Origin of the sequence: Vibrio sp. 99K-1, from assembly GCF_013114585.1 — a bacterium.
Taxonomy (GTDB): domain Bacteria; phylum Pseudomonadota; class Gammaproteobacteria; order Enterobacterales; family Vibrionaceae; genus Vibrio; species Vibrio chagasii_B.
Window position 1 is genome coordinate 250,131 of the sequence record NZ_VTXF01000002.1, and the last position, 8,281, is coordinate 258,411.

General features: G+C 45.6%; 7 protein-coding genes. 2 read left to right on the forward strand and 5 right to left on the reverse strand.

Features of this window, described 5'->3' with window-relative positions; translation table 11 throughout:
* Positions 1 to 14: 14 nt before the first annotated feature.
* From F0228_RS03055 to F0228_RS03075, 5 genes are read right to left on the reverse strand one after another with little or no spacing between them, the layout of a single operon-like run.
* Positions 15 to 884 carry an NAD(P)-dependent oxidoreductase gene (locus F0228_RS03055; RefSeq protein WP_105058670.1) on the reverse strand — a complete coding sequence of 290 codons (870 nt, stop codon included), beginning with the start codon at positions 882 to 884 and terminating at the stop codon, positions 15 to 17.
* A gap of 1 nt (position 885) precedes the next feature.
* On the reverse strand, positions 886 to 1,761 hold the full coding sequence (locus F0228_RS03060) for an SMP-30/gluconolactonase/LRE family protein (RefSeq protein ID WP_105058669.1): 876 nt from the start codon (positions 1,759 to 1,761) through the stop codon (positions 886 to 888).
* Positions 1,754 to 2,650, reverse strand: coding sequence for an aldose 1-epimerase (locus tag F0228_RS03065; protein WP_105058668.1), 897 nt, complete (start codon positions 2,648 to 2,650; stop codon positions 1,754 to 1,756). Before F0228_RS03065 ends, F0228_RS03060 begins: the two co-directional genes overlap by 8 nt.
* Positions 2,650 to 3,441 carry an aldolase/citrate lyase family protein gene (locus tag F0228_RS03070; protein WP_020197708.1) on the reverse strand — a complete coding sequence of 264 codons (792 nt, stop codon included), beginning with the start codon at positions 3,439 to 3,441 and terminating at the stop codon, positions 2,650 to 2,652. The genes F0228_RS03065 and F0228_RS03070 overlap by 1 nt, the downstream gene beginning before the upstream one ends.
* Positions 3,442 to 3,451: 10 nt before the next feature.
* A complete protein-coding gene (locus F0228_RS03075) occupies positions 3,452 to 5,203 on the reverse strand; it encodes an IlvD/Edd family dehydratase (protein WP_105058667.1) in 1,752 nt (583 codons plus the stop codon).
* 215 nt (positions 5,204 to 5,418) lie between these two features.
* Here F0228_RS03075 and F0228_RS03080 point away from each other — a divergent pair, with 215 nt between their 5' ends.
* Both F0228_RS03080 and F0228_RS03085 read left to right on the forward strand, forming a co-directional pair.
* A complete protein-coding gene (locus tag F0228_RS03080; protein WP_105058666.1) occupies positions 5,419 to 7,149 on the forward strand; it encodes a solute:sodium symporter family transporter in 1,731 nt (576 codons plus the stop codon).
* Positions 7,121 to 8,149 carry a LacI family DNA-binding transcriptional regulator gene (locus tag F0228_RS03085; protein ID WP_105058665.1) on the forward strand — a complete coding sequence of 343 codons (1,029 nt, stop codon included), beginning with the start codon at positions 7,121 to 7,123 and terminating at the stop codon, positions 8,147 to 8,149. Before F0228_RS03080 ends, F0228_RS03085 begins: the two co-directional genes overlap by 29 nt.
* Positions 8,150 to 8,281: the final 132 nt, after the last annotated feature.

Genomic DNA, 8,281 nt, shown 5'->3' on the forward strand with positions numbered 1-8,281 from the left:
GGAGGTCAAATTAGTTATGCTTTTGAATTTTGTTGAACAACTTTATAAGTTGCACAAAAGTCTTCACCGCCGATACCGGCTTCTAGGCCTTGGTCGTATACCGCTTTAACGACGTCTGCACCTGGAAGTGTCAGGCCTGACTCTTCCATCATTGATTTCATGATGTGAACGTCTTTTGCCATGTTCTCTAGAGAAAACGCAGTGGTGTAATCTTGTTTAGCGACAGCAGGAAGCTTGCCTGTCATGTAAAAGTTTGACGCACCACCGTAAGAACATGCAGTACCAAAGTCGTCTTTTTCGATGCCGTAGTGCTCAGCGGCTGCAACCATTTCGTTCATCGCGTTTTGAATGCCACCAACTAGGTTGTTGTGAAGGATTTTCATCACAAGACCACGGCCATTATCACCAAGGTGGATTTGGTTTGAACCCATCATTGCCAAGATGTGTTCTACTTTTTCGTATGCAGCTTTGTCACCACCGATGTAGATACCTAAGTCCGCAGCGATGGCTGCCGGTACTGATTTAACTACTGGTGCATCTAGCATGATTGCGCCTGTTTCAGCCACTTGCTTCGATACTTCGATAGACACGCTTGGATCGATAGTCGACATGTCGATGGTAATATGGCGCTCAGATAGTTCAGGGATAAGCTCTTTGTAAACGGCTTGTACGTGAACTGACTTCGGTACCATTGAGATGATAACGTCAGCTTTTTTCGCAACTTCTGCGATGCTGTCTGCTGCTGTTGCGCCAGCGTCCACGAGCTTAGCGACTTGCTCTTTGTTTAGGTCGTAAACAAAAACTTTACCTTCGTGTTTTTGAACGATGTTCTTTGACATCGCTTCACCCATAAGACCTAGGCCAATAAATCCAATAGTTTGCATATTATTCGTTCTCTAAAAATGTTGGTTTGACCATACCGGCCACGTTGGTTCTCATTGTGAAGATCGCACCGGAAAGTGGGCGCTCTTCAAGTTCTTCCTGTTCCATGTTTTCACGAGTAGTTGTAATGAAGAGTGTCTTCATATCGTCACCACCAAAGCAGACCATGGTTGGGCAGCGCACTGGCAATGGGTACTCTTCAAGGATCTCGCCTTCAGGGCTGATTCTTGCGATACGGTGACCATCAAACAGTGCCGTCCAGTAACAACCTTCCACATCAACTGCCGCACCGTCAGGACGACCATTGCCTTGAGGGAAAGTCTTAAACACTTCACGCATTCCCAGCTCACCGTCCGCCAGTAGAGGGGTTCGGTACATCACATGGTTAGGAGTGTCAGTGGTGTACATCCACTTTTTGTCAGGGCTGAATGCAAGGCCGTTAGCGCCAAGAATGTCGCACTGCACAACCTTTGGTGTAAGCGATGCATCAATACGCATCAACATTGCACCGTTGAACGTTCTTGGGCCCCAGTAAGTGCCCGCATAGAAGCGGCCATCTTGGTCAACACCGCCGTCATTGAAACGCGCAACAAACGGGTTGTTTGGGTTTTCACATACTTGCTTTTCGATCTTGCCGCTGTCATCAGTAAGGAAGATGCCTGTGCGCATAGCTGCAATAAAACCGCCTTTTTCACGTAGAGCAAAACAACCCACTTCTTCTTCGAAGTTCAATACCGTGTGAGCTTTGCTCTCGGGGCAGAAACGATGGATCTCGTGTTCTAGAATGTCTGTCCAAAGTAGAGTTTGGGTCTTGGCATCCCAAGTTGGACATTCAGGTAAATGCCCGATGTAATCGAATAAGACTTCTGGGTTACTCATAGTCTGAAACCTTAATAATCATTGTCATTGATACGGACTGACCAGCATCGACGAGCTTCATTGCCTGGTCACTTTCACCACTGGTGAGGTCATTAATTGCGTTGTTCACATTCGTTACTGGCTCGATCGCAACGAAGTTTTTCTCAGTTCCAGGCACGAACACAATCACATTGCTTGCATCCGGAGAACTCATTTCCGCTCTGATACCTTGTTCAGGCCAAATCACATTGGCGTGACCATCCCAGCCTGAGAAACAGTTGTCGACTGACTCTGGTTGAGGGCGTCGTAAAGTACTGAAATCCCACTCTTTAGGCACATCAACAGTGGCACATGGCAAGGTGTTTTCATCGTTGAGTAATACCTTGTCTGCGTTAAGTTGAATCAAGCTTCGATCGGCATTGGCAAAGTAAGGGTGGAAACCAAGGCCAACAGGCACAGTGCGCTCTGCTAGATTGAAATATTTCAGTGTCACTCTCAGCTCATTTTCAAGCAGTTCAAAGGTTTGAGTTGCTTGATAAGGCCAAGGCCAGTGGTGGTACTCTTCCAAATCAGCTTGGTGTAAAAACTTGAGGACACACCCTGTCGCAGACTCTTCTGCCACTACCCATTCGCCTTTCCAAGCGTTCCCATGAATGGAATGTGGGTGGTCCCCAAAGTTTTTAATTAGTTCATAACGCTCGCCACCAAACTCAAATTTACCCAGCCCGATTCGGTTGGAGTAAGGCACAAGAGGAAAACTGCCTGACTGATTCACAATCACATCATCTTGATTGGGTAACGGTCTTAAAATATCGATACCTCGATAGGTTAAGCCTGCGATTGCACCGCCAAGTTGTGGAGCGACTTTAAGTACAAGTTCGCCTTGAGTTTTAGTGACGACATTAAGCATTAGTAAACCTCACCGCCTGATACTGTGATTTCTTCACCGCGGATAGCTGCTAGCTGCTCTTTTGCACGAGCCATTAGGTAGCTCATATCAGAACCTAGCGCGACGAATGAGAAGCCCATTTCTTGGTATTTGTTCGCCAGTTCAGGTGTACCGCCAACGATCCCGCAAGGTAAACCCAGTGTTTTCGCTTTATCTAAACCTTGTGCGATTTTTGCTTGTACCTCAGGGTGAGACGGGTTACCCGTATGGCCCATTGCCGCAGACATATCGCCAGGGCCGATGAAGAAGCCAGTCACACCTTCAACCGCTGCAATCTCTTCCATATTGTCGATCGCCTCTGGTGTTTCCATCTGTAAAATGAAGCATAGCTCTTCGTTTGCTTCACGTAAGAAATCAGAGTTTGAACCGTACATAGAAGCACGGTGAACAGCTGCAAAACCACGTTTACCTAGTGGTGGGTAGTAAGCCGCTTCTACTGCAGCTTTCGCTTCTTCTGCTGTGTTAATGAATGGCACCATTAGTGAGTTTGCACCACCATCAAGAGCACGCTTAATCAGCACCACGTCATTCCACGCTAGGCGGTAAAGCGGTACTGTTTTGTTTGATGCGTTGCGAACAGCGCGGTCAATGCGGACTGCATCGAGTGAATCTACTGGCACGTGTTCTTGGTCAAGAACCAAGAAGTCAAAACCCACTGTCGCCATCGCTTCAGCAACGGTATCGCTGCCCGTCATCATCCAAGTACCAAGCTGTACGTCACCAGCTTCAATTGCGTTTTTAAATTTGTTCATTGTTTATACCTTAGTGAATTGGTGGTTCTGGAACGTCGCTGCCCGCTTGAAGGAAATCGAAATCACACCCTTCGTCTGCTTGAGTTACGTGTTGCTGGTATAGCGCAGCGTACGAACGCTCGAATGTTTTGTGTGTTGGCTTCAGGTTCTCACGGCGATTTGCTAGCTCTTCTTCAGACACCAGCATGTTCAGTGTGCCTGCTTCAATATCGAGCTCGATGATGTCGTCAGTTTTCACCAATGCGAGTGGGCCACCTACTGCTGATTCTGGCGCAACGTGTAAGATACAAGTGCCGTAGTGTGTGCCTGACATGCGTGCATCGGTAATTCGAACCATGTCAGTAACGCCCTCTTTAAGAAGTTTCTTAGGAATTGGAAGGTTGCCCCATTCCGGCATACCCGGAGCACCAACTGGCCCTGCGTTTCTTAGGATGATGACTGTGTCTTTAGTCACATCTAAGTCTGGTTGATCGATGGTGTCTGATAAATCTTGATGGTTATCGAACACAAGCGCACGACCACGGTGCTTACGCAGTTCAGGCAGTGCCGCTGAAGATTTCATTACCGCACCGTTCGGGCATAAGTTGCCTTTAAGAACAGATAGTGCGCAGCCTTGAGAGAGTGGCACTACCGGGTTTTCTAGGTCACGGATAACGTTGTCATCGTAACAATCAGCGTATTCTAACCAGCTACTCATTGGCGTGTTGAGCACACCCGTTACGTCAAGGTGTAAGAATTGACTGATTTTCTTCAGTTGAGCCATTAGGCCGCCAGCAAAGAAAAACTCTTCCATAAGCTGATCACCCGATGGAAATAAGTTCGCAAGTACAGGTACTTTACGAGCAATTTCTTCCATATCATCAAGCGTGATCTTAATTTTCGCTCGGTTAGCCATCGCAATCAGGTGAATGGCTGCGTTTGTTGAGCCACCTACAGCCATGTAAGCAACGATGCCGTTCAGGAAGTTTTCACGAGTTAACCAAGAAGACGGCTTATGGTCATACCAAACCATGTCGACAATCGTTTTACCGCACTGCGCAGCCATTTGTGTATGGCGAGAATCTGCAGCAGGAATAGAAGAGGCACCTGGAATCATAAAGCCGATTGCATCAGCAATAGAAGTCATCGTTGATGCAGTACCCATAGTGTTACAAGTACCGATAGAACGGGTCATGGCACCCTCTAACTCAACCCAATCGTGCTGAGTAATCGCGCCTAAACGAAGTTGGTCCCAGTATTTCTTAGTGTGAGTACCTGCGCCTGTTGTTGTGCCACGCCATTTGCCTGAAGACATAGGCCCTGCTGGGCAAAATAGCATCGGAATATCCATTGAAATTGCGCCCATTAATAGAGCAGGTGTCGATTTATCACAGCCACCCATCAAAATTGCACCATCAATTGGGTGCTGACGCAGTAGTTCTTCTGCTTCCATAGCAAGGAAATTGCGGTATAACATCGTCGTTGGTTTGACCAGTACTTCACCTACCGAAAGCGCAGGGAGTTCTACTGGGTAACCACCTGATGCCCACACTGCTCGTTTAACTGCTTCTGCGCGCTCTCTCAGGTGAGAGTGGCAAGGGCTTAGGTCACTCCACGTATTGATAATGCCAATAACGGGTTTACCCATGAACTCTTCGCGATTAAGGCCCATCTGCTGGCTGCGTTGACGATGAGCAAACGCTCGAATCGTATCTGGTGCGTACCAACGTTGGCTTCGTAGTTCCGAAATATCGCGTTTCTTCAAATTCGCTGTATTAAACATATTTTCCAACTTGTTATTCGTATCTCTTGGGGTGAACTTTATTTTCGTAGCGCTACGATCGCAACGACAAAAAAACAATAATGAGATCTCTATCAAGAAACCTAGAATGTGAACTCACTTTTATTGTTTAAAGTCAATTTTCTATCAAAAATAGGGTGAGAAGCCCAAAGAATGTAGGTATTTTCCACGGAAACGCTATCAAATTGGTACTTTTAATGAGTCAGTCACTTTTTATTACATTTAGCTTTTTGCTCTTTACAGTAATTGTAGCGCTATATTCTTATCGTAAAACGAAAGGAATAAGTGAAGAGGGTGTGTCCGGTTTTTTCTTAGCTGGCAGGGGGTTATCCGCCTACTTCATTGTGGGTTCGTTGTTGTTATCTAATTTATCTGCCGAACAACTGATTGGGCTAAATGGCAACGCATATCGATTTGATATCAGCGGTATGGCTTGGGAGAGTACAGCCGCAATCGCCACGATCATCATGGCGCTGTTCTTTCTGCCTAGGTACTTGAAGCGAGGGCTAACAACGATTCCTGAATTTTTGGAAGAGCGCTTTGACGCCCACACCCGCCGTATGATCAGCATGATGTGTCTTATTGGCTACGTCATCATGGCCAACCCTGTGAGCCTCTACCTCGGCTCAATCACCATTGAGAAAATGTTTCACATACAAGAGATGGTCAATATCGATTACTTCTGGGTAATCGCAGGGTTGTCATTGGCCATGGGTGCTGTAGGTGGGTTATATGCCGCAATTGGCGGGCTAAAAGCAGTCGCAATTTCAGATACGATTAATGGCGTTCTGTTACTACTCGCCTCTCTGCTTATTCCTGTTCTGGGTTTAATGATGCTAGGGGATGGCAGTGCGTTAACTGGAATAGAAGAACTAATAAAAAGTAACCCAGAACAACTCAACGCCATTGGTGACGAAGATAGCAGCGTCCCATTCTCAACCATCTTTACTGGCATGATTGCGGCGAACTTATTCTACTGGTGTACCAACCAGATGATCATTCAACGTACCCTTGGTGCTAAGTCTCTTTCTGAAGGTCAAAAGGGCGTGTTATTCGCAGGTTCTATCAAACTGATTGTGCCTATCGTTATGGTGCTGCCGGGGTTGATCGCTTTTAAGATCTACGGTGACAGCTTAGAACTACCTGACTTAGCATACCCAACGCTGGTGAAATTGATTCTTCCTTGGTGGTTAACAGGCCTATTTGCTGCAGCGTTGTTTGGTACGGTGATTAGCCACTTTAATAGTATTGTGAACGCGAGTGCGACCTTATTTGCACTCGATTTCTACAGCCCACTAATGAAGTGTAATGATGAGAAGAAGCTGGTTAGAGTCGGTAAAATGACGTCACTGGGTTTCGCGCTAATCTCTATTATTATCTCTCCTTTATTGTTGGAGTTCCCAAGCGGTATCTTTGATCTGCTGCGTCGATTCACCGGCTTCTATAATATTCCGGTTATCGCGATTGTGTTAGTTGGCTTTTTAACGACTAAGGTGCCAGCGAAAGCAGCGAAATTTATCTTACCTTTCCATATCGTTGTTTACAGTGCTTACAACTTTATCTTCAAGGATGTGATTACCGTTCACTACATCCACCTAATGGGGATATTGTTCGTACTAGAAATCTCAATTATGTTGCTGATCGGCCATTTCTCACCAAGTCATGCTTATGTGGAGAAGATGAGCAAACCTCAGATTCCGATGGCAAAATGGCGCTACGCAGAAGCTTATAGTGTATTTATGGTCGCGGCATTAGTTCTCATTTATGTTACGCTATCGCCTCTTGGTATTGCTAACCCTAACGGGGTACCAGTAACCTACCCATATTTGGTTGCAGCTATCGTTATTGGCGCGACTATGATTATTGTTAAACTCGTTAAGTCTTCAGGTTTACGTTCTTATGCGAAAAAAAGCCACTCAAACTGTTAAGATTGACGACGTTGCGCTTCACGCGAGCGTCTCACCATCTACGGTTTCTCTCTATATCAGAAAGCCTGAAAAGGTCTCTAAAAAAACTGGCGATAAGATTCAAAAATCAATTGATGAGCTTGGCTATGTTTATAACAAGATTGCGAGTCAATTTACCGGGAGCAAGAGCAAAAGCATCTCTGTCATTGTCCCATCCATTGCCAATGAAGTGATCAGTGACATTCTGCAGCAGTTAGAGGAATTAGTTAGTCCAAAAGGCTTCCAACTAAAAATAGCATCCCATGATCACAACTTAGATAAAGAAGAAGAGCAAGTTCGCTCAATGCTCGAGTGGTCCCCTTCCATTCTAATCATCACAGGTCAAGAGCATACTGATGCGACCAATAAGATGCTAAAAGGAAGCTCTGCGACTGTCATCCAGTTACTCGATTTAGGTGGTGATACCGATATTCGCGTGGGGCTTGATCACGAAAAGTCTGGCTTTGATACAACACAATATCTTATTGATTCTGGTTGTAAAAAAATCGCTTATTTTTCAACGCGCTACAAAGATGATATACGTGCTCAAAAGCGATACATCGGATACTGCGAAGCTCTTCGTAATGCAGGGCAACAAGAACCGGTGCTTATTGATATCCCTTATACGCGAAACTCTTACGAAGATACGCGACGCCATCTATCGCAAGCTCTAGCAAACCATCGAGGCATTGATGGTATCGTTGCAACCAATGATGCAATCGGTATCGGAGTCATCTTGGAAGCAACACAAAGAGGTATAGCAATCCCAGAGAAACTCAGTGTTATTGGCTTTGGTGATTTCTCAATAAGCTCATGTTTGACTCCAATAAGCCTATCTAGTGTGAATCTTAATAGCCAAATCATCGCTGAAGAGCTGGCTAACTTAGCTTTCGAAAGCTTTCACGATGAGAACTTTGTACCAAGAGCGGTCGACACGGGCTATAGCATTGTCCCAAGAGATTCAACAAAGTTAATCTGCTAATAATAAAAAGCCCCCAGAGCATGACACTCTGAACTGACCCCCAATAGTTGGACACCAATTATTGGGGGTCTTTTTATGTCCAAATATAGCCGAGAGCTAAAATGTATCATTGCTAAGCAATATTTAGATGGC

Bases quoted from the DNA above. Each gene is read 5' to 3' on its own strand.
- F0228_RS03055 (WP_105058670.1), bottom strand. From the start codon at position 884: ATGCAAACTATTGGATTTATTGGCCTAGGTCTTATGGGTGAAGCGATG.
- F0228_RS03060 (WP_105058669.1), bottom strand. From the start codon at position 1,761: ATGAGTAACCCAGAAGTCTTATTCGATTACATCGGGCATTTACCTGAA.
- F0228_RS03065 (WP_105058668.1), bottom strand. From the start codon at position 2,650: ATGCTTAATGTCGTCACTAAAACTCAAGGCGAACTTGTACTTAAAGTC.
- F0228_RS03070 (WP_020197708.1), bottom strand. From the start codon at position 3,441: ATGAACAAATTTAAAAACGCAATTGAAGCTGGTGACGTACAGCTTGGT.
- F0228_RS03075 (WP_105058667.1), bottom strand. From the start codon at position 5,203: ATGTTTAATACAGCGAATTTGAAGAAACGCGATATTTCGGAACTACGA.
- F0228_RS03080 (WP_105058666.1), top strand. From the start codon at position 5,419: ATGAGTCAGTCACTTTTTATTACATTTAGCTTTTTGCTCTTTACAGTA.
- F0228_RS03085 (WP_105058665.1), top strand. From the start codon at position 7,121: ATGCGAAAAAAAGCCACTCAAACTGTTAAGATTGACGACGTTGCGCTT.